Raw genomic sequence first — 22,716 nt, forward strand, 5'->3', positions numbered from 1 at the left:
TTTTTTAATGCAATTTTTTAAGAAAAATCGCACACGTTGAAATAATTGTAGATGCTACGAAGTGACTTGCGCCATGGGCTCGTAGAAAAAATCTTGCATCAGTACGGGCCATTGCTCACCCCAAAATTCGGTGGGTGGGCGTTTAAATCCAGAGCGTACGAACTGCGCAATGCGACCCTCGGCGGCTGCCATAAGCAGGTTCGCTGCGGCCGTGAGCGGCAGCCGGGGGCGTAAACCCTCACGGATTTCAGCCTCGCGCAGGATTTGTTTAATCTGCGTTTCGATTCGCTCGAATAATTGTTGAATGCGGGTGTGTAGTCGCTCGGTTTCACCGGTGAGGGCGTCCCCGGTAAGAATGCGGGTAATACCGGGGTTGCGCTCGGTAAAGGTGAGCAACAACAAAAAAATCTTTTCGCAGCGGGCTTGGGCGGTGTCAGTGTCACTTAAAATTAAGCCGATACGAGAAAACAACGTTTCCTCGATAAACTCTATTAAGCCTTCGAACATTTTCGATTTGCTGGGAAAGTGCCGATAAAGTGCCGCTTCGGAAACCCCGACTTCTTTGGCCAATGCAGCCGTAGTGATGCGAGCGCCGGGGCTGGACTCTAGCATGTGAGCCAAGGATTCCAGAATTTGCTGGCGCCGGGACACCTTAGTAGAGGAGTTTGTCATAAAACCTTCGACGTTCGGGGCTTTCGGATAACGGCCTATCCTAGCTACAAAGCTGAGCCGCATCAACGAAAAATACGGCCCGCGGGAGAATTCCTTTATTCGAGGGCGTTGCTAATCTTGGTGCCCACGCCGGTATCGGTGAATATTTCCAGCAAAACAGCGTGATCCACGCGGCCGTCAACGATATGTGAAGAGTTAACTCCAGACTTAACGGCAGATAGCGCGCAAGAAATTTTGGGTAGCATGCCACCGTAAATGGTGCCATCGGCAATCAGTTCATCCACCTGTTCGGTGGTAAGGCCGGTGAGTATTTCGCCGGATTTATTCATTAAGCCTGCCACATTGGTGAGCAGCATCAATTTTTCCGCTTGTAATACTTCCGCAATTTTGCCTGCAACGAGGTCGGCATTGATGTTGTAAGCCGCACCATCTTGCCCCACACCAACGGGCGCGATGACCGGTATGAAATTGCTGTTGGTGAGCATATCGATCACTTCAGTATTGATGGAAACCACTTCCCCAACATGACCGATATCAACAATTTCAGAAGCGTCCATGCCTGGCGTTTTGCGTGTGACAGTCATTTTTTTGGCGCGAATCAATTTACCGTCTTTACCGGTTAATCCAATGGCCTTGCCGCCATTGCGATTAATCAGGCTAACAATTTGTTTATTGACTGTTCCACCTAGCACCATTTCAACCACATCCATGGTGGCGCTGTCAGTCACGCGCATACCGTCGACGAATTCTGACTTGATGCTGAGCTTATTCAATAGCTCACCAATCTGAGGGCCGCCGCCGTGTACGACCACAGGATTAAGCCCCACCAATTTCATGAGCACAATGTCGCGAGCAAAACTGTTTTGCAGCGCTTCATCGGTCATGGCGTTACCGCCAAATTTGACCACGATAGTCTTGCCAGTAAAGCGTTGGATATAGGGCAAGGACTCCGTGAGAACCTTGGCGATTTGCATTGCGTCGTCTCTGGATAGCGACATGAAGAACCTCTGTGACTATGGGTGGTATGGGTGGGGTGGCGCCCGCTCTGCGACGGGCTTTATTGAGTTTCAGTTGTTAAGACAATTATTGCAGCAATTAGAAATCGAGTGGTAAATCTGGTGCGACGCGTTTGATTTCGCGCTTAAACAACGCTTTGAGTTGCTCGAGGGTCTCCTCAGTTTCGGCTTCAAATCGCAAGGTCAATGCAGCGGTGGTATTGGAGGCGCGCACCAGACCCCAGCCCTTGGCGAAGTCCACGCGCACACCGTCTATGGTGGTGAGTTTGCCACTTTGAAATTTACCTTGAGCTATGAGCGCTTTTACCAACTCAAATTTCTTCGACTCCGCTATTGGAATCAAAATCTCTGGCGTTGCAGGGTGCATTGGAAAGGCATCAAATATACTGTCGATATCTTGATCGCGCAGGGTCATGATTTCCAATAAACGGGCACAGGCATACATGCCATCGTCAAAACCATACCAGCGGTCTTTGATAAATATATGGCCGGACAGCTCGCCCCCCAGCAGCGCACCTGTTTCAATCATTTTTTGTTTCATATTGGAGTGGCCGGTCTTCCATAGGATCGGGCGGCCACCGTAGCTGGTGATCAAGCTGTTGAGTTGACGTGTACTTTTGACATCGAAAAGCACATCGGCGCCGGGGTTGCGCGAGACGATATCCTTGGCAAACAACATCAACAGCCGATCTGGCCAAATGATTTCGCCCTTGGGAGTGACCACGGTTAGCCGGTCGCCGTCGCCGTCGAAGGCCACGCCTAGGTCGGCACCGCTGGCCTTAACTTTAGCAATCAGCGTTTGCAGGTTTTCTGCGCGGCTGGGGTCGGGTTGATGGTTGGGGAAGCGGCCGTCTATTTCGCAAAACAGCGGTTCTACTTCACAACCTAATTCCTCAAACAATTGCGGCGCAATTTCGCTGGTTGCGCCGTTGCCGGCATCGATAACTATTTTGACATCGCCCGCCAAGGCCACATCTGAAAAAATCCGGTCAATGTACGCGGGAATGATTTCTTGCGCTTGTTCTGCGGCGTCGCCGGAGCGGAATTGGGCGCGCTGAATGCGCGTGTAAATGGCACTAATGCCCTCTTCTGCAAGGGTGTTGCCATTGATCACAATCTTAAAGCCGTTGTACTCCCCGGTATTGTGGCTGGCGGTGACGATGACACCGCTGCGTGTGCCCCCTGTGCCTTCAGCGCAGGCGTAGTACAGCACGGGTGATGGAATCAAACCCAAATTTAAAACATTGCAACCGGTACTGAGAATCCCGGTAATCAAATTGTTGCACAGTTCCTCACTGTGTACTCGGCCGTCGCGACCCACCAGCAACGCCGATTCGCCTTGCTCGAGGGCCTCTGTACCCAGAGCGCGGCCCAAGGTTTCGGCAAAGGCAGGCGTCAATTGTTCGCCCACGATGCCCCGAATGTCGTAGGCTCTGAATATCTTGCGCAGTGCCGCATTTTCGGCGCTGGGGGCAGGTTCAGAGGATTCGACCACATCCGCCAATTTATTTTCGTTGAGGCCCAGCAGTGATTTGTCTTCTTCTTTTACGTTGACATCAATATCTTTCTTGTCTTTGCTGCCCATCATGGCGCGCTCGCGCGCCTTAGTCACTTTTTGAAGGGCGGTGCGGGCTGCTATTTTGCGCGCCGCAAAGGCGCTGGCTACCAAGAGCATTGCGAGCAACACTAAGCACCCGGCCCAAAACGGGATTGGGTTTATTGCCGCTTGCTGCATGAGCATATAGGAAGGGGTAAAGCGCACGCTCCAATAACTGCCGTCCACGGCTAAATCGAAATGCTTGTCGCTATCGGCGTTGCCTGCGCTGGCAATGAGAGTCACCGGCGACCTACCCACTTTTTGTTGAATCGACGTTTGACCCAGGTCGTTGTTAAAGCTGCTCAGCGTTCTGCGCAAGCCATCAAGCGACAGGGTTAACAACATTGAGCCAATTGCGGCTTGTTCGCGGTCTGTGGGCAGACCTGTGGCCAGCTGAATGCGCCAGCCATCCGCAAATTTCACCGCTTCGGGAACCATGTCTTCCCGTGCTTCGGCTTTATAAATCAGATCCATCTGAATGAAGTTAATGGGCGGATCTAGATCGCCGTTAAGACTCGCAGAACCGCGCGGGAAAAATTGAACAGCCTGAAGATCCTTCATGTTGCGCACCAAGGTGCGGCGATAGTCGGCCAAGACGTTTTCTTCGCTATAAGCTACCGCAACGGCGAGGGCTTCACGCTCGCCCAAACGCGCTACATCTTCCTGCAGGGTTTTTACCCACTGCCCTAGCACGTTGGCCCGCTTATCTGCTTCGAGCTGCGCCAGCGATTCCAGCTGTGCTTGTTCCTGGGCTACCACCATGGTTTGAAAGCCGATCCATCCGACGCCCACGGAGAGCAGTATTGAGAGCAGTGCCAATATCAAAAAATAGGGCGGCTGTTTGGGCTGTTTGGTGGTATTTTTTTTTGCTTTTGGCTCAGCGGGCACTGTGTGGTTCCTTGTGAGTCAATCAATTATTGTCATTTGGCGCGATCTTGCTGGTAGGCGTCGGCGATGCGCGCCACCAGATCGCGTGCCAGTTGACGCTTGCTGCGGGTGTTGAGGGTTTCCTCACCGCTGGCTGTGACCAGCGTGACCGCATTCTCGTCACTGTTGAAGCCGATGTCTGTGCGGGAAACATCGTTGGCGATGACCAACTTTAGCTTTTTTCGGGTAAGCTTTGATCGAGCATAGGCTAGCAGATTTTCAGTCTCAGCCGCGAAGCCTACGCAAAAGGGTGCATTAGAAAGACTGGCCATGGTGGCGATGATATCCGGATTGCGCACCAGTTGCAGCGTCATTTCGTCGGTAGCATCGCCCTGCTTTTTAAGCTTTTGTTGGGCAATGGATTGAGGTCGGTAATCGGCCACCGCCGCCGCGCCAATAAAAATGTCGCCGGGCTGCTCGAGGGCGGCGGCCAGCAGGTCTTGTGCGCTATTGATATCGATGCGCGTGACGTGTGCTGGAGTGGGCAGTTGGGTGGGCCCACTGATCAGCGTCACGCGGGCGCCCGCTTCGGCGCAGGCCTCAGCCAGCGCATAGCCCATTTTGCCGGAGCTGTGGTTGCTGATGTAGCGCACGGGGTCGATCGCCTCCCGGGTGGGGCCGGCGGTAATGGTGACGCGCAAGCCATCCAAGACACCGGTTTGGAAGCAGTTGGCCAGTGCCTCGGCCAACGCGTCGGGCTCGGACATGCGCCCTAGCCCCACATCGCCACAGGCTTGTGTGCCACTGGCTGGGCCGAAAATATGCACGCCGCGGGCTTTGAGGGTGGCGAGATTTTCCTGTGTGGCACCGTGGCCCCACATCGCTTGATTCATCGCTGGCGCAATGGCCAGCGGCGCCTGGCAGGCTAGCGCGACAGTGGTCAGCAGGTCGCTGCCATTGCCGTGGGCCAGCTTGGCGATTACCTCGGCGGTGGCGGGAGCAATCAGCAAAATATCTGCCCAGCGCGCCAGCTCAATGTGACCCATGCCGGCCTCTGCCTCAGGGTCCAGCAACTGGGTGTGTACAGGGTTACCCGACAAGGCCTGCAGTGTCAGGGGCGTGATGAACTCCTGTGCACCTGCGGTCATAATGACCCGCACCGCGGCCCCGGCATCCTGCAGGCGGCGAATTAACTCGGCACTTTTATAGGCGGCAATGCCACCGCAAACGCCCAGCAGGACGTGCTTGTGGGTAAGGCTAGACATGGCAGGCTAAGGCTGTTGTTTCAGTGGGAGCTAAGATACCACTGTCGGCCCTGACTTGCTAAGCGGACAGGCGACTAGGTTGTTCCGTTGAGCTGTTGGCGCAGGTGGGCGACTTCGTTGAGCAGCTCGATATTTTCCATGGCAATAGCGACAGTATCCGCCAATGCTTGCAACAGCATGACCTCGTGTTCCGTGGGTTTATGCGCTTCGGCCCAATAATTGCCGATGGCGCCAATGGGGTCGTTTTGCCGAATGGGCACCATCGCGAGACTGCGCACGAATGTGGGGCGGTAGGCGGCATAGGGAACTCGATCATCGCAGTAGATGTCTTCGATGACGGCGGCTTGTTTGTGCTCAATGACCCAGCCGCTGATGCACGACTGGGCTGGGAATCGCTGCCCTTTCCATAGCGGCGAGATGGCATCCTCATCAGCGTAATAACACTGATCGCCGTCTTTTAACACCAAGGTTGCCCCATCGCACTGAGTAACTTTACGCGCTGCCTTTCTGATGAGCTCCTGTAGCGCGTCGAGGGACTTCACACTCGAGAGCTCACGAGTCACACCAATTAAATACTCTAAATTGTCGAGCCTGCTAGAATCGAACACAGCGAACCACCCAAAACGTAGCGACTGGCCAACCATCAGCCGATGCCATAATCCTGAAAAGTGAAACCTTAAGAAATTCTAGAAAGCCGAGCATGAGTGTGGTGTAAGGAAAACTATGAAGATGATGTAAGGAAATCTACTACATAAAAAACCGCTAAGGCAAGGGCGGGAAGAATTGCTGAAAAGCGACGCTTTGAGCTCAAGCGACTTATATCGATTGTAGAGAGTGTGCCCTAAAAAAACTCAACGCCAGCCACCTAGGAATTCACTGATTAAAGCTGGAGATTACCGAATCGGGTAACTGGTGCTGAGCAACAAGGGTGTTCTTGCAATGCGTTAAAGGCAAAAGTCCTTTAAGCGCTATAAGTAAGTCTATGGGCTCAATTTAGCGTAATTATCGCACTGCAGCTGTCGGTAATTTCCCCTTTATATTGTAGGGAAACCCCCTACTGTGCTTGGAGGCTAGCTGAAAGCCGTCGCAACGGCACAGCTGATATTGGGGTGGCGAATATAGCAATGGCTCAGTCGAGGCTGGTTAGGCCATGCTTCAGTGCAAAGCGAACTAGCTGAGGAAGATCTCGAAGCGCCAGTTTTTCGTAAATACGTGCGCGATAAGTTTCGATAGTTTTTGGAGACAGGGACAACAGCTCTGCGATTCGCACAATACTGTGACTTTCTGCTAACAATTGAAGGACTTGCCGCTCACGAGCGCTTAGTAGTGATACTGCGTCTACGCCAGCAGGACGATGCAAGCTTTGTTCGACAACGATCTCAGCCACGGCTTCACTGAAAAAATGTTTGCCAGCGGTTACTTGTTCAATCGCCTTTACCACTTCTTTTCCCGCTGAACGCTTTAGGATATAGCCCATGGCACCAGCTTGCAGTGCGCGGTGTATATACTCAGGTGAGGAGTGCATAGATAACATGATAATACGGATGGTTGGCAGCCGATTGTGGATCTCTTGGGTCGCCTCTATACCGTTCATTTCTGGCATGGAGACGTCCATAACGACTACGTCCGGACGCAATTGCTTTGCCTTGGCAAGTGCGTCAACGCCATTTGTAGCGCAACCGATAACGCTCATGCCTGATTGCGCATCAATAAGAGCAGCCAAACCGTCGGAAACCATTTGGTGGTCATCGGCGATTAATATTTTTAAGTTCATGTTGACCTCCCTATTAAAAAATGTACCCGCGTCCCCTTAGATTTAATACTTTCAATGTGGAACTTCCCCGCTATGCCCTCAATGCGTTCTCGCATGGTGGTGAGCCCAAACCCTTGCTGAAAAACCGTGTCCTTTGAATCAAATCCGATGCCATTATCAACAATATCGAGCAATAATCGGTGTGGGTACCATACAAGCCCAATCTCCACCCGAGTGGCTCTACTGTGTTTGGCTACATTGTTAAGCGCTTCTTGGGTAGCACGGTAGACGGCGATTTCTTGTGCGACGGAAAAGCGCTCAGGCGCCCCGGTATCGTATACCATTACCTCTATACCAAAGCGGCTTTGGAAGTTGTCGGCATACCATTTCAATGCTGTGCTCAGGCCCCAATCCTCTAGCATAGGCGGCCTCATGTCGTTCACCAAGTGTTCAATACTAAGCGTCGTTGCCTCCAAGATATTCTGCGTGTCCGCCAATATTTTTACTGTAGCTTCATTGTGGTTGCCCAAACTCTGATCGAGTACGCTGAGTGACAAACCCAGCGCGGTCAGGTTTTGACCTACTTGATCGTGGAGATCCATAGCAATGCGTTTTCTCTCGGTCTCTTGAATATCTACCAACTGTTTTGAAAGTTGCTTTAAATGTTGGTTGTATTGTTGTAGCTGAAGCTCTCGATTTTGCTCTTCGGTGATGTCTAAACAAGTGCCAAAAATTGTGTGGACCGATTGTCTATCATCTTTCATTCCAATGCAGTTAAGCCGTAGGGTTTTCAAGCGTTTATCCGCGCTTATGATTCTAACGGTCATTTCAGCGCTGCCGCCATTCTGCGCTATTTCATTAAACGTATTCTCCACCATGGATTTATCGTCTGCGTGGATGAAGTCCAAGCTGTACTTAAAATCCCTGAGCTCTTGAAAATCAGGTATTCCTAGCACTGCCGGTAAATTGCTTGAAAAGGTGGACCTGTCTCGCATTACGTCGTACTGCCAGTTTGCAAGTCCCGCTATGCTTTGTGCTTGTTTTAACAGTGTTTGGTTTTCATGCAGCTCTTTGGTATGAAGCTCCATAGCAATTTTTGCATTTAAAATATTGGTTGTTGAGTCGATAAAATTTTTATCTTCTTCAAGAGGATTATCAGCTGGTTTGAAGGCAATTAAAATTACGCCTAAAATCTTATCTTTATGCACTAGCTCTGCAGTAATTAAAGGAAAATCGGCGTTTAATGATTCGCAAAAAATAGGATCATGATGTACTTTCAATGCTGATTTTAACTGATCTTTAAGGGTGTCTATTTTTTGTGAATCACCTTTTAAGTCATCAGCCAAGTCCAAGCAATTGCTAATTGACTCTTGAAATCTTGGGTCTGACTTTGTCAGTGAAAATGCGCCACCACCCGCCCTCAATGACATGGATACATCGGTAGAGGATCGATAAAATATACCGATATGGTCAGTAGCTAGCTGTGTCGTCAAGTGCTTTACGGCGTGATCCAATATTAAATCAATTGAACGCTCTTGCAGGGCAAAAAATCCTAACGCGGTCAGCGCCGAGTTCCGTGCATTTAAACGTTCCACTCGACATCTATTGTTGTAATCTTCCGTAATGTCTTCCACCAGCGCTACGGTGTGGGTGATGATGCCATCGGGCGATTGTACGGGTGCAACTGTATGGCGTGACCAAAACCATGAATTATCTTTTCGAAACATTTTTTTTACTATGGTGAACTGTCCTGTTTCACCGCGTATAACTTGTTGGCGCATGCTGTCATGTTTTTTCCAGTCGGCCAATGTGCAGTTAGATGCTAAATTTCGAGCTAACATTTCGCTATGGTCGTAGCCGCACATAGTGCAAAATGCTTTGTTGACCTTTTGGTATTCGCCGTCGATAGTGGCAAGGGTAATACCTAGTGGCGCGTAGTTGAAAATTGAACGAAGAAATGCGAGTCGCTGTTGCAATACCGCCCCATGGTCCTGTTCCTTAGATTGCTGAATCCTGTCGTGACGAGCGCTTGAGTCCTCCCAGGCCTGTTCGAGCGAATTTTCAATTTCACGCACGGCCAAAATTAGGTAGTTTCGATAGTTGTCGTCGAATATCTGTTGGGAGCTCAGGCCTACTACGAAACAATAGCGCGCTGTTTTGGCACCGCTTGGTTTGATAGAAATGGCAGCAAGTCCGTTGATAGTTGTCGGCCAGGACTCGGCGTCAATCTCGGTGGTGATCGGTATGTGAGCAACAGAGTGGGATGTCTCTGCCTGCCGGATCAATTCTTTGCCATCAGCTTGGAGCGAAGTGGGCAGCCACCGATATAATTCGGTTTCTGCACCCAGAAATACCTGCGGGAAATCCACGCTATTTTGGCGCAGCGTCTGCCTAGAAATTTGGCAGATATTGTGAGGATCATTAATGTTGCGCAGTGCACTGGATAAGGATTGAATGCTTTTACGTCTTCGCTCCTGTTTAACGTTCAGCGTGGTGTCGGTGGCAACTATAAGGACACCACCTACACCAGTTTCGTCTTTTATAGGGCTACAGCTAAATTTGAAATAACATTCTGATATCGAGCCGTTTCGGATAATTGGACAAAGTAAATCGCCGGTGACGGAGGCTTGGCCAGATTGTGCATTCGCTAAATGGGGCGCAATTGCATCCCAAATTCCGCGAAAATTTTGTTGGGCGTTCGCGCCAATAGGGGGCCTTTGATGGTCGCCCAAAATTGGCAAGAAAAGATCATTGTATAGCTGAACTGCGTCAGGCCCCCAAACGATAGACATGCCAATCTGGCTGTTGAGCATGACGCTGACTGCAGTGCGTAGACTTTGTGGCCAACTCTGAGGATTGCCGAGCGCGCAATTCTCCCAATCGTAGGCGCGCATGAGTGCGGCAACAGCACTGTCACCTTGAAACAGGCAATCATCGTTCATTGATTGGTCCACTATTACGCATTTATTGTCGTTATTTGGCTGGCTCGAGATTGGGACTTTTGACCAGCTGGATTGTGCACAGTTATATGGGTAAATAGAGGTGCACTGTAACGCGATTTTTAGGGCAGTGCTCGGAGAATTGTAGACGCACATGCGATCAGGGAGGATCAGATGGCAATACATCATTGGCCGGCGTCGGAGCGGCCTAGGGAAAAACTCTTATCTAAAGGCCCTGCGGCTTTGTCTGATGCGGAATTGTTGGCCATTTTTCTGCGCACCGGCGTGGCTGGGTGCTCTGCGGTAGATTTAGCGCGAAATTTGTTAAACCGTTTTGGCGGTCTGCGCCCATTGCTAGAGGCTTCGCACAAGGATTTTGTCGAGGCCAAAGGCTTGGGTGACGCCAAGTATGCTCAACTGCAAGCAGTATTGGAGATGGCGCGCCGGCATTTGGCCGCGGAGTTGGCGCAGACAGACGTGTTATCCAGCCCATTGCTAGTTCATCGCTATTTGCAAAGTCAGCTACGCCACCGCGATCGCGAGGTGTTTGCGTTACTGCTGCTCGACAATCGCCATCGGGTGCTGACCTTTAGTACCTTATTCGAGGGCACTTTGGATGGCGCCTCTGTGTATCCGCGCGAAGTTGTAAAAACGGTGTTGGGTGCCAATGCCGCAGCGGTGATTTTGGTACACAACCACCCCTCTGGGGTAGCGGAACCCAGTCAAGCGGATATTGCGATTACAAGGCGACTGAAGGACGCCCTTGGCTTGGTGGATGTGCGGGTACTGGACCACGTTATTGTGGGCGACGGTTATTGTGCGTCTTTGGCTGAGCTAGGATTGCTTTAAAGCGACGGCAGCCTGTTAGAATGCATTTTTTCAATATTTTGAATTTCTTTGGTCTTATTTTGGAGGCTGAGTGCGCAATAACCCGCCCCACGTGTGGCTGTTTACCGACGGAAAGCCGGGCCATCAAAATCAATTGCGAGGCCTAGCCGACCGCCTAACCGCCCATATTGGCGCCGAATGCCATTGGTTAAAAGTGGGGCGGCCTGGGCCAAGTCTGTGGCAGTTGTGGCGCGGTAACAATCCGGCCCCCCATTTGCCCGAACCGGATCTAATGATTGCGGCGGGTTCTACTACCCAAGCTCACTTATTGGCAGCCAAGCGGGCTTTGACCTGCCCTGCCGTAGTGTTGATGAGGCCAAACTTTCCCTATCAATGGCTTGACGGCGCTATTGTGCCGGCGCACGACAAGCCCCCAGCGCGACCCGATATACTGACGACCCAGGGCGTACTCAATGCGGTTGTGCCTGTGCAGCAGGTTCCACAAACCCACGCGGGACTCATTCTATTGGGTGGGCCCTCGCCCCACTACCGCTGGGACAGCGAAACCGTTGTTGCCCAAGTTCAACAGATATCGCGTGCACAACCGGGCTGGCATTGGACCGTGGCCGACTCGCGGCGCACGCCCGAGGATGTGTTTCAAGCTTTGGCGGCATTAAACGACAGCAGCCTTACCTTGGTGTCGCACCACACTACCCCGCCTGACTGGTTGCCCGCTCGACTGGTCACCAGCAGCAGAATTTGGGTGAGTCCCGATAGCGTTTCCATGGTGTATGAAGCCCTGACAAGCGGCGTGCCAACGGGCATTTTGCGGTTAGCGCCGGCGTCTACCGGGCGCGTTGTCGCCGGTATTGACGCGCTCGTGAACGCAGGTCAGCTGCAACAATTTGGCGAGCCAGCGGCCGAGCGCCCGCACATGCCCCTTTGGGAGGCAGAGCGCGCGGCTTTGTGGTTGATCGATCGCTTTAGTCTGCGCTAGCCAGTCGTTGGTAGAGATCCAGCGTTTGCTGTTTCATCGCCGCAAGCAGAAAGGGGTTTTCAGGGTTTGGCGTTTGTGGTGTTGAAAGCAATGTTTGTGTTTTTTCGAACAGCGCAGCGTCATCCAGCCGAGGGACCTTGCCCTGTGGAAACAGGGCAGACAATATTTCACCTACACCACCGTGGTCATAGCCGATGACGGGTCGCCCCATCGCCAAGGGTTCCAGCACGGTGCGACCAAAGGATTCAGGTTTCGTCGACAGCGAAAAAATAATGTTAGAAATGGCGTAGATCTCTCGAATGTCAGCGCGGTGGCCTACAAATACAATGGCGCTGTCGAGCTCGAGCGAAGACACCAGCGCTTTGATCTCTTGAAAATAGCCAAGCCGCCGAGGATCGGGATCACCCACAATCAGCCCAATCACGTCGCGCCCGGCGCGCTGCAACCGATCGATTAATTGAACAAATTCGCGATGCCCTTTTAGCCGAGTGATACGCCCGGGTAGACACAGTAGGGTTTTGCCCGCAAGCGCTGGAAATTGTGAATTCCACGTTTGTAGCCAACTATCGCTGGGCTGAAAGCCCCAAGGAAAGCTTGCCGGGTCTATGCCGCGATAAATTAATTCGCAATGAGGGCCAAAGCAATCTGGATAATTTTCCTGAATGTAGGCGGTGACCGTTTTGGAAACCGCCACCACAGCATCGGCCTGCGCCATCACTTTGCTGTAGCCGTTGACAGAGTAGAGTCCGTGCACCGTGCTCACCACTTTTGGGCGTTGGTGGCGGGGCAACGTTTTGATAGCCAACTTGCACAGCCAAGCCGGCAGTCGGGATCGAACATGAACAATGTCCGGTTTAATCTCAATAAAAACCTTTCGCAATTTATACACTTGCCAGAGCGCGCGCAGGCTCTTTCGATGTACCGGTAATGCCAGGTGTTCACTGCCTTCAGATTCAAGTTGCCGCACGAGCCGACCACCGGCTGAAATCACGATTGAACGATGGCCCGCGGTTACGAGTGCCTGTGCGATCTCTAGTGTGCCGCGCTCGACGCCACCGCTGTGGAGTTCGGGCAAGACTTGCATAATAGTTAAGGTCTTCATGCATTTTCCGGTGATTTTTGGGCCATTTTTATAGTAATTAACTGCTTTAGTCTTTCGATGCGGCGCTTAATTTTGCTGCGCATTGCACCAACTAACCAGCGCGAAAATGGGATCAACTCTTTATTTTGTCCAACACTTTTGACATCAATACACTTTACGCGAATCCTTCCTGTGGCACAGTGAAGCACGAGTAGATTGCCCGAGTTCAAGTCGAACAATGGGATCTTATGTCTCAACAAAAAATGCTGTAGTTCATCTAACGCGTCTAAAAGATCTAGATAATCAATTGATGTGGGTTGATCAAAGTAGGTGTAGATTGGCTTAGCAATACTGCCATCACTGTTTAGGACGATTTCTGAACTCAATGCTTTGCCGTGCGGTGTGTGTCGAAGGCCAAAACATGTGGCCACATAATTGTGGAGTGATTGGCCCGCGATAGATAAGCATTTTTGGTAGGCCCGCCACTCAATGTGGTTTAGCGCCAATTTAGGGAATACTTCTCCTCGGAAGCGTCGCCACCGATTTGCCCTGCCACCCTTGGCTTCCTGAGCCGGCAAGTCAAATTTTAGGCACCTTGATGTGTTTTCTGGATCAATTACACAGACCCGATTAGCCCCCTTGGCAATTACCTCATAGCCATGCCAAAGGACCGGGGTTTTATCGGAAGCGGGCTGTCTATCCATGGCGGTTGCCTTCCAGTGCCAGCGTCATTCTTTTACTAAGCTTTGATACAAATCGATGGTTTTTTTAGCCATCGCGTCTAGCGTCAATTCGGATTTTGCGAACTCTATGGCTGTCTTTGTGTCATTGCGCCAGCGTTGTTGATCAGCAATAGCCACCGTGATCGTGTCGCCGAGGGCTTGTGGTGTAAAGTCTTTCGCCAAATAACGATCGGGCAATATTTCAATCGAACCACTCACTGGAGTGGATACCATCGGCCGCTCTGCTTGAAGTGCCTCAACCAGAATGTAAGGGAAACCTTCGCGATGAGAGCTGATCACTACGCCGTCGAGCGCGGGTAGCAGATTTGAGACGTCATTGCGATGGCCGGCGAGCTTTATTCTGTGGCTCAAGCCGGCGCCCTCGATGGCAAGCCGTAAACTGCCTTTTTCTTGGCCGTCACCAAAAATTATACAATTCACATCTACATTTGTAAGCGATTGAACGAGGAGATCGAAACCCTTCACCGGCGCCAGCCGGCCCACTGCACCGAGTAGGGGTTTGCTCGGATCCAGTTGGAATTCGGTGACCAGTTGTTCGCGGGATTGGGGCGTGTTATTTCCCGGAGCGACCCCATTGTGGATCAGGTGCTTATTTGGGTGCGGTATTTTATCAAGTTGCGCATTGCTGACGGTAATTAACGCGTCAGCAGCGAGAAAGTCGCGGGTGTTTTTTTTGGTCCCATGAATGGTTGCTACCAACGGGGCGCCGAGTTGATGCTTAATTGCAGCCAGTATTTTCATGGCTTTGTTGGCGTGACAGTGAATCACATCCGGATTGATGGCAGTGATCTTGGCTTTCAACGCTCGCCGGAAAAATGGATTGAATCGACTTTTGTCAGTGTCGATAGGTATTAACGTAACTCTAGCATCGAAGTGTTCTTTAAAATCCGCGTGGGTCAAAACGTATACTTGATGGTGCAACGACAGCGTATTAGCCAGCTCGACCACGTGTTTCTCTAAGCCGCCAAAACCTTTGCTCATTAATACGAGGCAAATTTTCATAAAATCTAATGACCTCTGGGTTTGCTGGCCAATGCCCGTGCCGGTGAACTTGTATTGTTAGAGCCGACGGCGATGCACCAACCGATACCCAGCCAAATAAGCCCGGCCATCCAGTTGTTGAACATACTTGGGGTTGCCGCTGCAGGCCAAAACGTTGCGGCAAAGATGGCGCAGACGAAACTCAATTGCATCCAATCTTTGTTGCGCAATAAGTGGGTGCAGCTGGCTTTGATCATGCTTGCGAGTAAAAACAGAAATCCTAACAAACCTATGATGCCCGTCTCTGCGAGCCAAGTAATATAGATGTTATGACTATGGTTGCCGCAAAAGGTCAATTCTTCATGTGTCAAAAATGCCTTGCAGGCATCTTCATAGCCGTGCAGGCCAGTACCGATGATGGGGCTTTCTTGCCACATTAAGTAGCCGCCTTTTAATACTTGGCCGTAGGGTGAAGTCCAGAAATTTTGCAGAACATCAAAAAAGCTAACGATGGTTCTTTGCCACAGCAAGGGGTGTGAATACGCAAGGGCAGTTCCAAGACCGAGTGCCAGTGTGGCGACCAGCAGTGTCAAAGGAGCGTGCTGCCGCTCTTTGATAAGGAAGCCCGTAAAGACGATTCCAACGCCAAGCAAGTAGAGCATGAAGGCCATGCGCTCCCCGGTGGAGAACATGAACAGCAGGCCGAGTAAGATGCCCGCGATCAGTACGCATGCCTGTCGAATATGGGGCTGTTTTACCTGACTGGCATAGAGTCCCGCCAGCGCAATAAAAATAAGCTTAAGGGTCAATGTTCCGGCTACTGGGTTGTTGAATGGGCCAGTCAGGCGCACGGGGTTGTACTTTTCAAAGCCAAAAATGTCGTAGCCGGTAACGTACTGCAAGAGACAGTCAAGTATGACAAACGCAAGAACCACCAGAATGGAGCGACTGAGGTAGCGACGATCAGCAGGGCTTGCCAATAACCAATAGGCGAGCGCCGCCGCGAAAAGTATCCACCGGCCAAAAAAAGCGGCGTATAGCAATGAGTTTAGCGGCTGCGGTAAAAAGGCGGTTTCAATAAGCAATATCAGCCAGAGCAGCAACCCCGCCTTTACCCACGTGTGCTGTAGCCAATGGAAATCATGGGCTCGGTAACTTCTGACCACAAATGCCACGGCGACGATTAATACGGTGAGATCAGCAGCCACGCGAGAAAATAGCAAAAGTACGGGTAATAGTAGTAAAAACAAGACTTTACCGCGGGGCATGGGTGTTGCGTTCGGCATTGGTGGGCCTTGGTGGTCAGGTAAGCGGAGAATCATAGCGATTGCCAGCGCCAGACTCCAGCTTAGGCCAGATCAATTGATATTTTTACCTACTTCTTGCCTCTAGATAGGGTTTCTGGTATAAAACGCGGCTCTTTGAGCTGGGGCACCCTTTGGCGCTCGCCGGGTAGGCCCGGATTTAACAGATTTCTTGCAACCTCTGCGTCATTTTGTTGGCCAGGGATCGATTTTGAACGAGGCAACACGATGTCTAAGGTATGTCAGGTTACGGGTAAGCGTCCGATAACTGGTAATAATGTTTCTCACGCGAAAAACCACACCAAGCGTCGTTTTTTGCCAAACCTCCACACTCACCGTTTTTGGATTGAGTCTGAAAAGCGTTTCGTTAAGCTGCGCGTATCTGCCAAGGGCATGCGCATCATCGACAAGCGTGGCATCGAGCAGGTGCTGACTGATCTGCGCAAGCGCGGCGAAGCGGTTTAATTTTAAGCGGGAGCTATAACCATGCGTGACTTGATTCGATTGAACTCTACTGCCGGTACTGGCCACTTTTACACTACCGACAAGAACAAGCGCACCATGCCTGAGAAAATGGAGATCAAAAAATTTGATCCCGTTGTTCGCAAGCATGTTGTTTATAAGGAAGGCAAGATCAAGTAATTGATCGCACCTACCTCAAAAGCCCGGTTTAGCCGGGCTTTTTTGTGTACAGTCGGGGCTCATCGGCCCCGAAATCTCTATGCCAGAAACTAGCTACCAAGTTCATCCCATCGGCATTGTGCACTCTTGCTTCAAGGAGAAGTTTGGCGTGCCCCGCCAATCTGCGCTGGCGCCATCTGCGAGTGCCTGCCTAGAGCTGCTGCCCCCCTATAACAGCGCCGACGCCGTGCAGGGCTTGGAGCTGGTGAGCCACGTGTGGCTGCAATTTGTGTTTCACTTGAGCCCCATTTCCAACAGCTTAAAGGTGCGCCCGCCGCGCTTAGGCGGCAATCAGCGGGTGGGCGTGTTCGCCACCCGATCGCCGGTGCGCCCAAACCAGTTGGGGCTGTCGGTAGTGCGGCTTGAGCGGGTTGAATGTGAGGCGGGCAGTGTGCGCTTGTGGCTAGCGGGTGTCGATCTGGTGGATGGCACGCCGGTGCTCGATATCAAACCATACCTGCCCTATGTGGACGCTGTGCCCGATGCCACCAATAGCTTGGCGCCAACCGCCCCAGAACCGGTGGCGGTGACTATTCCAGAGGCGCTGGGCTTGTCTGCTCCGTTGGCACAATTGGTAATTGAGGTCTTGGCGCAAGATCCACGCCCGGCCTATCAACAAGTGGACCCGACCCGGCTGTACGGCATGCACCTACTCGATTACAACCTGCAATGGCGCTATGACGCGGTGGGTCGTATTGAGGTGGTGGCCCTGACGCCAATAGCGGGTCTGGCAGGGGGCCCATCCTGACATGCCGGAGTTGCCTGAGGTAGAGACTAGCCGCCGGGGAATTGCGCCCCACATCGAGGGGCGACGCGTGTCTGCGTTGGTGGTGCGCAATGGCCGACTGAGGTGGCCAGTGCCGGCCGATTTACCGGCGTCGGTCGAGGGCTTGAAAGTAAAGTCGGTCGCTCGCCGGGGCAAGTATTTGTTGCTCGCCTTCAGTCGAGGCCACCTCATCATTCATCTCGGCATGTCGGGCAGCCTGCGCATGGTGGCCCCCGATGAGCCGGCAGGTTATCACGATCACATCGACCTTTGCTTCGGGCGCTCGCTTGCGCTGCGTTACACTGACCCGCGCCGCTTCGGTTGCTGGCTCTGGACCGAAGAGGATGTGAGCGCTCACAAACTGCTGGCAGACTTGGGCCCAGAGCCGCTCTCATCGGACTTTGATGCCCACTACCTATTTACCCGCTCGCGCGGTCGCAAGCAAAATCTAAAAAACTTCATTATGGATAGCCATCTGGTGGTGGGGGTCGGCAACATCTATGCTAACGAGGCCCTGTTTTTGGCGGGATTGAGGCCAAGAGCTGCAGCCGGCAGCTTAACGCGGGCCAAGGCAGAGCGACTTGTGGTACAGATCAAAGCGGTTTTGTCGGCTGCTATCGAGCAGGGCGGTACCACACTCAAAGACTTTGTAGGGGGCGATGGCAAGCCGGGTTATTTTAAGCAGCAGTTGTTTGTGTACGGTCGCGGCGGTGAACCTTGTCGAATCTGTCACACACCGCTCAAAGAAGTTCGCGTCAACAATCGCGCCACGGTATATTGTGCCGAGTGCCAACGCTAGCTACACTGCACATTAGCATTCGTCGCTAAGCCCCTGATGGCTTTGAAGTTATCCGATGAAATTTTTGTTCTGGTGGGCGCGTTACCGCATTGATGAGCATGGCCACAGCAGGACTACTATCAAGGAGACGTAAAGTGAACCTGAAAAAATTGAGTGTGAAAGCCGTGGCTTTCACCACCTGCCTAGCGCTTTCAAGTGTCGCGCTGGCTAAAGATGGCGACATTGAGTCACCGTCGGCCTCGGCTATGGCACTGGATTTGGTACTAGTGCGCCCAGTGATGCTGGGTATCACGGTCCTGGGAACGGCCGCGTTTGTGGTATCGCTGCCCTTCTCCGCTGCCGGTGGCAACGTAAAGGAATCGGCCAAGACCTTGGTTGTGGGCCCCGGTGAAGCGACCTTCGTGCGCTGCTTAGGTTGCACAAGCAGTGGCTATCAGCACGACATCGAATAGGTAAGTTGGCGCTGGGTCTAGCCCCGGCGCTCGTTAAACCGCTTCGTTAATGCCTCTTCCACCAAGGGTGGGACGAATTTGCTTACATCGCCTCCCAGTGAGGCGATTTCGCGTACCAGTGACGACGAAATGTAAGACAAGTGGTCCGACGGCGTAAGAAATAAACTCTCCATGTCCGGCGCCAGCGCTCGGTTCATGTTCGCCAACTGAAACTCATATTCGAAATCAGATACCGCGCGCAGTCCGCGCAATACGCCCTGCGCCTGTTTTTGTTTGACCAGATCGGCAAGCAAGATGTCAAAACCGCAAATTTCGATGTTGGGCAGATGGCCGAGCACCTTTTCCGCCAGCTCTACACGCTCTTCGAGCGTAAACATCGGGTTTTTCTTGGTGCTGGCGGCAATGGCGATGATTACCTTGTCGAACAGGCGACAGGCCCGCTCCACCAAGTCGATATGACCATTGGTGAGTGGATCAAAGGTGCCGGGGTAGACGACAGTACGCATTAAAATACCTAGTTGAGTGGGCGGGCGACGGATAGTAGCAAGATGCCACCGAATGTCATAGGCAATGGTATAAACGGTAGCACACTTCGCCCGCGCACTTTTCGCGGTGAAGCTGCCAGTTGTTCGGCGTGATGAGGGCTTTACCTACCGGTGCTTCCACGTAAATCTGGGCGTTGGGGTTGAGGTGTGTGCCAATCTGGTCGAGGCTTGCCTGCCAGAGATCGGCCGCAAAGGGTGGGTCGAGAAAAACCACATCAAAACCGGGCCCCGTGTAGCCAGCGAGCCAAGCGAGCGCGTCGGCTTGGACCACCTCGGCGCCCTGCGCTTGCAGCAATTGCAAATTGGCGTCCAGTTGACGGCACGCCTGAGTGTCTTTTTCGATCATCGTGCAGTGTGTGCAGCCGCGCGAAAGCGCTTCGAGTCCAAGTCCGCCCGCGCCGGCAAACACATCCAGGCACCGCGCTTCAGCGATAGACATCTGCAGCCAATTAAATAGCGTTTCGCGCACGCGATCGCCGGTGGGTCTGAGACCTGCAACCACGGGAAAGCGCAATTTACGCCCGCGCCACTGGCCGCCGATAATGCGCAACTGGCCGTGGGATTCAGGCTGCCTGAGGGGGCGCTTTTTCATGCAGGGGTCAACTCAAATGTGCTCATCAATGGTAGGATAGCGGCCTTTCGTGTGGCGAGGCCGCCCGCCCAGGCCGCGCATTTTAACGCCTGTTGAGCAGTGAAGCCCATGTTTTCAAAGTTGTTTAAGAAAAAGGACACCGTTGCGCCGCCGGAAGATGCGAGCCAGGGTGTCGATCCCGCCGCCGAATCCGTGGCACAACCCGTCGATAAACCCAGTTTATTTGCCCGCATTCGCGCAGGTTTAACGCGCACGCGCAGCCAATTTGCCGAGGGCTTAGGCAATCTGTTTCTTGGTAAAAAAGAAATTGATGATGAGCTACTCGAAGATCTTGAATCGCAATTGCTGGTGGCCGACGTGGGTATCGATGCCACCACCGAGATCATTGAATCGCTCACAGACCGAGTGGCGCGCAAAGAATTGGGCAATCCCGAGGCGTTGCTGCATGCATTGCGCGACGCGTTGCAGGCGCTGCTGGAGCCGGTGGAGCAGCCATTAGTCATCGACACTTCCAAAAAGCCTTACGTCATCCTCGTGGTCGGTGTAAATGGGGTGGGCAAAACCACCACCATTGGCAAGCTGGCCAAGCGACTCCAAGGCGAGGGCCACAAGGTCATGCTCGCGGCGGGAGATACCTTTCGTGCAGCCGCCGTTGAGCAACTGCAGGTATGGGGCGAGCGCAATCAGGTGCCCGTGGTGGCGCAACATACCGGTGCCGACAGCGCATCGGTCATCTATGACGCCATAGCGTCGGCGCAATCGCGCGACATCGATGTGGTGATTGCCGACACGGCGGGGCGCTTGCACAACAAGAGCAATCTGATGGAAGAGTTGGCCAAGGTTAAGCGGGTGATGGCCAAGCTGGATGACAGCGCTCCCCACGAGGTGCTGCTGGTGCTCGATGCCGGCACCGGTCAAAACGCGCTCAGCCAAGCCCAGGAATTTATCAAGGCCGCCGGCGTGTCCGGCGTTGCGCTCACCAAGCTCGATGGCACGGCCAAGGGCGGCGTTATTTTTGCGCTGAGTAAGAAGTTTGGGCTGCCGGTGCGGTTTATCGGTGTCGGTGAGGGCGTAGATGACCTGCAGCCCTTTGCCGCTGAGCCGTTCATTGCCGGCCTGTTTGGCGACAAAGCAGGTGGTGAATGATCCACTTTGATCGCGTAGCTAAGCGCTATAGCAACGGTTTTGAAGCGCTTAAAAGTGTCAGCTTTGACATTGCCGCAGGTGAAATGGTGTTTCTCACGGGGCACTCTGGGGCGGGTAAAAGCACGCTGCTCAAGTTGATCATGGCCATGGAGCAACCGAGCCGAGGTCAGGTATTGGTCAATGGCTCCAACCTCAACCGTTTGGCCGATCGGCACATTCCGCTGCACCGACGCCAAATCGGTGTGGTTTTCCAAAACCACCAACTGTTGTTCGATCGCAGCGTTTTCGACAATGTGGCGCTGCCCCTCGTAATCGCGGGCTTTCCCCCTTCCGATGTGGGCCGCAGGGTGCGTGCGGCGCTGGATAAGGTGGGGTTATTGCACAAGGAAGCGCGCAATCCGCTGGAGCTTTCAGGTGGCGAACAGCAGCGCGTGGGCATCGCGCGCGCCGTGGTCAATAAGCCCAAAATATTGTTGGCTGATGAGCCCACGGGCAACCTCGACCCCGAGCTGTCTGCTGAAATAATGGAGCTGTTTCGACAATTCAATGAAGTGGGCGTTACGCTGCTCATCGCCAGTCACGATATCGAACTGCTGCGACGTCAACAAAAACGCGTATTGGCTCTGCGCGAAGGCGAGCTATTGAGTGATCAGGTGCCGACGGCCCTTCACTCAGATGGCGCCAAAGGTCATCGAGGTCACCATGAGTAGGGCTCGCAAGGCGCCACTACCCACTCGTGCCGGTGCGCGGCCAAAAGTGACTGGCGTCAGCGATCGCGCACGGGCCTGGCGCCAGCACCACGGGCGCTCTGCACGGGATAGTTTAAGGCGCTTGCTGGTAGTCCCCGTGCGCTCCACGCTGACCGTGTTGATGTTGGGGATTGCGCTGGCGCTACCGGCATTGTTATATCTCGCGCTGGCCAATGTGGGGCAGCTATCGGGCCATTGGGCCAGCAGTCACCAAATGTCGGCCTATTTAAAAGCCGGTGCACGCCCAGCTGCAGTAGAGGCCTTGACGGCTACATTGCGGGCGCGCCCCGACGTGGCCGCGGTGACTGCCATCTCGCCCGAGCAAGGCCTAGCTGAGTTCGCGCGCCAAACGGGTCTCACGGGCGCACTTGCAAATGTGAAGAACAATCCGCTGCCGTGGGTGTTATTAGTGCAGCCCGTAGGCACGGCACCTGAATCACTGGCCACCTTGCGCGATCAATTGGCGGCTGAATTAGTCGTGGACGAAGTGCGTCTCGACATGGCGTGGTTGACGCGTCTGCAAGCCATCATGCAGCTGGGGCAGCGCTTTGCTTTAGGATTGGGCTGCCTACTGGGCCTGGGGATGCTGCTTGCGATCGGCAATACCTTGCGCCTAGCCATCGAGAATCGACGTGAAGAAATTTTGGTGGTGAAACTGGTGGGCGGCACCGACGCCTTTGTGCGCCGTCCGTTTCTCTACACGGGCCTCTGGTATGGCGCCGGTGGCGGCATTTGGGCGCTTGTGTTGACCCAACTGGGCCTGTGGTTGGTGTCAAAGCCCGTGGCTCAGCTGGCCAACAGCTATGGCAGCCAGTTTACCCTGCAGGGGCTGGGTGCTGGGGAGACCTTGATTTTGTTGATGGTCGCCCTAATTATAGGTTGGCTGGGCGCGTGGCTCGCGGTAGGTCGTCACTTGCGCGATATAAAACCCCAGTAGCGCCCT

General features: G+C 53.1%; 23 protein-coding genes. 10 read left to right on the forward strand and 13 right to left on the reverse strand.

Translation table 11 applies throughout. The annotated features are described in order from the left end of the window. Positions 1-54 precede the first annotated feature (54 nt). From slmA to FHS30_RS15240, 7 genes are all read right to left on the reverse strand, one after another. Positions 55-672: a nucleoid occlusion factor SlmA gene (gene slmA / locus FHS30_RS15210; protein WP_183911362.1), complete on the reverse strand. Its 618-nt coding sequence runs from the start codon at positions 670-672 to the stop codon at positions 55-57. A gap of 95 nt (positions 673-767) precedes the next feature. Then, positions 768-1,670, reverse strand: a complete 903-nt coding sequence (argB, locus tag FHS30_RS15215; RefSeq protein ID WP_183911363.1) for an acetylglutamate kinase — start codon at positions 1,668-1,670, stop codon at positions 768-770. A 97-nt stretch (positions 1,671-1,767) separates the two neighbouring features. Continuing rightward, a complete protein-coding gene (locus FHS30_RS17415) occupies positions 1,768-4,173 on the reverse strand; it encodes a phosphohexomutase domain-containing protein (protein ID WP_183911364.1) in 2,406 nt (801 codons plus the stop codon). A gap of 32 nt (positions 4,174-4,205) precedes the next feature. After that, on the reverse strand, positions 4,206-5,417 hold the full coding sequence (coaBC, locus tag FHS30_RS15225; RefSeq protein ID WP_183911365.1) for a bifunctional phosphopantothenoylcysteine decarboxylase/phosphopantothenate--cysteine ligase CoaBC: 1,212 nt from the start codon (positions 5,415-5,417) through the stop codon (positions 4,206-4,208). Positions 5,418-5,491: 74 nt separating this feature from the next. Further along, complete coding sequence (locus FHS30_RS15230; RefSeq protein ID WP_221197328.1) at positions 5,492-6,025, reverse strand: GAF domain-containing protein; 534 nt, start codon at positions 6,023-6,025, stop codon at positions 5,492-5,494. A gap of 521 nt (positions 6,026-6,546) precedes the next feature. Continuing rightward, positions 6,547-7,191, reverse strand: a complete 645-nt coding sequence (locus FHS30_RS15235; RefSeq protein WP_183911367.1) for a response regulator transcription factor — start codon at positions 7,189-7,191, stop codon at positions 6,547-6,549. Then, positions 7,188-10,112, reverse strand: a complete 2,925-nt coding sequence (locus FHS30_RS15240; protein WP_183911368.1) for a sensor histidine kinase — start codon at positions 10,110-10,112, stop codon at positions 7,188-7,190. The genes FHS30_RS15235 and FHS30_RS15240 overlap by 4 nt, the downstream gene beginning before the upstream one ends. Before the next feature lie 171 nt (positions 10,113-10,283). Here FHS30_RS15240 and radC point away from each other — a divergent pair, with 171 nt between their 5' ends. After that, positions 10,284-10,958 (forward strand): RadC family protein, encoded by a 675-nt coding sequence (gene radC, locus FHS30_RS15245; RefSeq protein WP_183911369.1) that lies wholly within the window; start codon positions 10,284-10,286, stop codon positions 10,956-10,958. A gap of 70 nt (positions 10,959-11,028) precedes the next feature. After that, the gene (locus FHS30_RS15250) at positions 11,029-11,934 is read left to right on the forward strand and encodes an ELM1/GtrOC1 family putative glycosyltransferase (RefSeq protein WP_183911370.1); all 906 of its coding nucleotides are present in this window, start codon (positions 11,029-11,031) and stop codon (positions 11,932-11,934) included. On the opposite strand, the gene FHS30_RS15255 is transcribed toward FHS30_RS15250, so the two are convergent. From FHS30_RS15255 to FHS30_RS15270, 4 genes are read right to left on the reverse strand one after another with little or no spacing between them, the layout of a single operon-like run. Further along, positions 11,921-13,036 carry a glycosyltransferase family 4 protein gene (locus FHS30_RS15255; protein ID WP_183911371.1) on the reverse strand — a complete coding sequence of 372 codons (1,116 nt, stop codon included), beginning with the start codon at positions 13,034-13,036 and terminating at the stop codon, positions 11,921-11,923. The two genes, FHS30_RS15250 and FHS30_RS15255, sit on opposite strands and share 14 nt — an antisense overlap. Continuing rightward, entirely contained in the window at positions 13,033-13,719 is a 687-nt protein-coding gene (locus FHS30_RS15260; RefSeq protein ID WP_183911372.1) for a YrbL family protein, read from the reverse strand. Before FHS30_RS15260 ends, FHS30_RS15255 begins: the two co-directional genes overlap by 4 nt. A 24-nt stretch (positions 13,720-13,743) precedes the next feature. After that, on the reverse strand, positions 13,744-14,760 hold the full coding sequence (locus tag FHS30_RS15265; RefSeq protein WP_183911373.1) for a glycosyltransferase family 4 protein: 1,017 nt from the start codon (positions 14,758-14,760) through the stop codon (positions 13,744-13,746). A gap of 5 nt (positions 14,761-14,765) precedes the next feature. Beyond that, the gene (locus tag FHS30_RS15270) at positions 14,766-16,025 is read right to left on the reverse strand and encodes an O-antigen ligase family protein (protein WP_183911374.1); all 1,260 of its coding nucleotides are present in this window, start codon (positions 16,023-16,025) and stop codon (positions 14,766-14,768) included. A gap of 246 nt (positions 16,026-16,271) precedes the next feature. On the opposite strand from FHS30_RS15270, the gene rpmB reads away from it, so the two are divergent. From rpmB to FHS30_RS15295, 5 genes are all read left to right on the forward strand, one after another. Further along, positions 16,272-16,508: a 50S ribosomal protein L28 gene (gene rpmB, locus FHS30_RS15275; RefSeq protein WP_183911375.1), complete on the forward strand. Its 237-nt coding sequence runs from the start codon at positions 16,272-16,274 to the stop codon at positions 16,506-16,508. Positions 16,509-16,529: 21 nt separating this feature from the next. Then, the gene (gene rpmG, locus FHS30_RS15280; protein ID WP_183911376.1) at positions 16,530-16,685 is read left to right on the forward strand and encodes a 50S ribosomal protein L33; all 156 of its coding nucleotides are present in this window, start codon (positions 16,530-16,532) and stop codon (positions 16,683-16,685) included. 79 nt (positions 16,686-16,764) lie between these two features. Further along, positions 16,765-17,472 (forward strand): tRNA (N6-threonylcarbamoyladenosine(37)-N6)-methyltransferase TrmO, encoded by a 708-nt coding sequence (gene tsaA / locus FHS30_RS15285; RefSeq protein WP_183911377.1) that lies wholly within the window; start codon positions 16,765-16,767, stop codon positions 17,470-17,472. Position 17,473: 1 nt separating this feature from the next. After that, on the forward strand, positions 17,474-18,289 hold the full coding sequence (mutM, locus tag FHS30_RS15290) for a bifunctional DNA-formamidopyrimidine glycosylase/DNA-(apurinic or apyrimidinic site) lyase (protein ID WP_183911378.1): 816 nt from the start codon (positions 17,474-17,476) through the stop codon (positions 18,287-18,289). A 134-nt stretch (positions 18,290-18,423) separates the two neighbouring features. Beyond that, the gene (locus FHS30_RS15295) at positions 18,424-18,741 is read left to right on the forward strand and encodes a hypothetical protein (protein WP_183911379.1); all 318 of its coding nucleotides are present in this window, start codon (positions 18,424-18,426) and stop codon (positions 18,739-18,741) included. A 17-nt stretch (positions 18,742-18,758) separates the two neighbouring features. Here the strand turns inward: FHS30_RS15295 and coaD are convergent, their stop codons facing one another. Both coaD and rsmD read right to left on the reverse strand, forming a co-directional pair. Next, positions 18,759-19,247: a pantetheine-phosphate adenylyltransferase gene (coaD, locus tag FHS30_RS15300; RefSeq protein ID WP_183911380.1), complete on the reverse strand. Its 489-nt coding sequence runs from the start codon at positions 19,245-19,247 to the stop codon at positions 18,759-18,761. Positions 19,248-19,302: 55 nt separating this feature from the next. Beyond that, positions 19,303-19,878 (reverse strand): 16S rRNA (guanine(966)-N(2))-methyltransferase RsmD, encoded by a 576-nt coding sequence (gene rsmD / locus FHS30_RS15305; RefSeq protein ID WP_183911381.1) that lies wholly within the window; start codon positions 19,876-19,878, stop codon positions 19,303-19,305. Between the two features lie 108 nt (positions 19,879-19,986). On the opposite strand from rsmD, the gene ftsY reads away from it, so the two are divergent. Genes ftsY through ftsX form a run of 3 tightly spaced genes read left to right on the forward strand, consistent with a single transcriptional unit; the run spans position 19,987 to position 22,710 of the window. Further along, positions 19,987-21,024: a signal recognition particle-docking protein FtsY gene (ftsY, locus tag FHS30_RS15310; RefSeq protein WP_183911382.1), complete on the forward strand. Its 1,038-nt coding sequence runs from the start codon at positions 19,987-19,989 to the stop codon at positions 21,022-21,024. Then, the gene (ftsE, locus tag FHS30_RS15315) at positions 21,021-21,734 is read left to right on the forward strand and encodes a cell division ATP-binding protein FtsE (protein WP_183911383.1); all 714 of its coding nucleotides are present in this window, start codon (positions 21,021-21,023) and stop codon (positions 21,732-21,734) included. The genes ftsY and ftsE overlap by 4 nt, the downstream gene beginning before the upstream one ends. Continuing rightward, entirely contained in the window at positions 21,727-22,710 is a 984-nt protein-coding gene (ftsX, locus tag FHS30_RS15320) for a permease-like cell division protein FtsX (RefSeq protein ID WP_183911384.1), read from the forward strand. Before ftsE ends, ftsX begins: the two co-directional genes overlap by 8 nt. Positions 22,711-22,716: the final 6 nt, after the last annotated feature.

Source organism: Simiduia aestuariiviva (genome assembly GCF_014192475.1).
Taxonomy (GTDB): domain Bacteria; phylum Pseudomonadota; class Gammaproteobacteria; order Pseudomonadales; family Cellvibrionaceae; genus Simiduia; species Simiduia aestuariiviva.

Bases quoted from the DNA above. Each gene is read 5' to 3' on its own strand.
- FHS30_RS15260 (WP_183911372.1), bottom strand. From the start codon at position 13,719: ATGGATAGACAGCCCGCTTCCGATAAAACCCCGGTCCTTTGGCATGGC.
- FHS30_RS15270 (WP_183911374.1), bottom strand. From the start codon at position 16,025: ATGCCGAACGCAACACCCATGCCCCGCGGTAAAGTCTTGTTTTTACTA.
- FHS30_RS15235 (WP_183911367.1), bottom strand. From the start codon at position 7,191: ATGAACTTAAAAATATTAATCGCCGATGACCACCAAATGGTTTCCGAC.
- ftsE (WP_183911383.1), top strand. From the start codon at position 21,021: ATGATCCACTTTGATCGCGTAGCTAAGCGCTATAGCAACGGTTTTGAA.
- mutM (WP_183911378.1), top strand. From the start codon at position 17,474: ATGCCGGAGTTGCCTGAGGTAGAGACTAGCCGCCGGGGAATTGCGCCC.
- rsmD (WP_183911381.1), bottom strand. From the start codon at position 19,878: ATGAAAAAGCGCCCCCTCAGGCAGCCTGAATCCCACGGCCAGTTGCGC.
- argB (WP_183911363.1), bottom strand. From the start codon at position 1,670: ATGTCGCTATCCAGAGACGACGCAATGCAAATCGCCAAGGTTCTCACG.
- ftsX (WP_183911384.1), top strand. From the start codon at position 21,727: ATGAGTAGGGCTCGCAAGGCGCCACTACCCACTCGTGCCGGTGCGCGG.
- rpmB (WP_183911375.1), top strand. From the start codon at position 16,272: ATGTCTAAGGTATGTCAGGTTACGGGTAAGCGTCCGATAACTGGTAAT.
- ftsY (WP_183911382.1), top strand. From the start codon at position 19,987: ATGTTTTCAAAGTTGTTTAAGAAAAAGGACACCGTTGCGCCGCCGGAA.
- rpmG (WP_183911376.1), top strand. From the start codon at position 16,530: ATGCGTGACTTGATTCGATTGAACTCTACTGCCGGTACTGGCCACTTT.
- coaD (WP_183911380.1), bottom strand. From the start codon at position 19,247: ATGCGTACTGTCGTCTACCCCGGCACCTTTGATCCACTCACCAATGGT.
- FHS30_RS15240 (WP_183911368.1), bottom strand. From the start codon at position 10,112: ATGAACGATGATTGCCTGTTTCAAGGTGACAGTGCTGTTGCCGCACTC.
- FHS30_RS15255 (WP_183911371.1), bottom strand. From the start codon at position 13,036: ATGAAGACCTTAACTATTATGCAAGTCTTGCCCGAACTCCACAGCGGT.
- slmA (WP_183911362.1), bottom strand. From the start codon at position 672: ATGACAAACTCCTCTACTAAGGTGTCCCGGCGCCAGCAAATTCTGGAA.
- FHS30_RS15265 (WP_183911373.1), bottom strand. From the start codon at position 14,760: ATGAAAATTTGCCTCGTATTAATGAGCAAAGGTTTTGGCGGCTTAGAG.
- radC (WP_183911369.1), top strand. From the start codon at position 10,284: ATGGCAATACATCATTGGCCGGCGTCGGAGCGGCCTAGGGAAAAACTC.
- coaBC (WP_183911365.1), bottom strand. From the start codon at position 5,417: ATGTCTAGCCTTACCCACAAGCACGTCCTGCTGGGCGTTTGCGGTGGC.
- tsaA (WP_183911377.1), top strand. From the start codon at position 16,765: ATGCCAGAAACTAGCTACCAAGTTCATCCCATCGGCATTGTGCACTCT.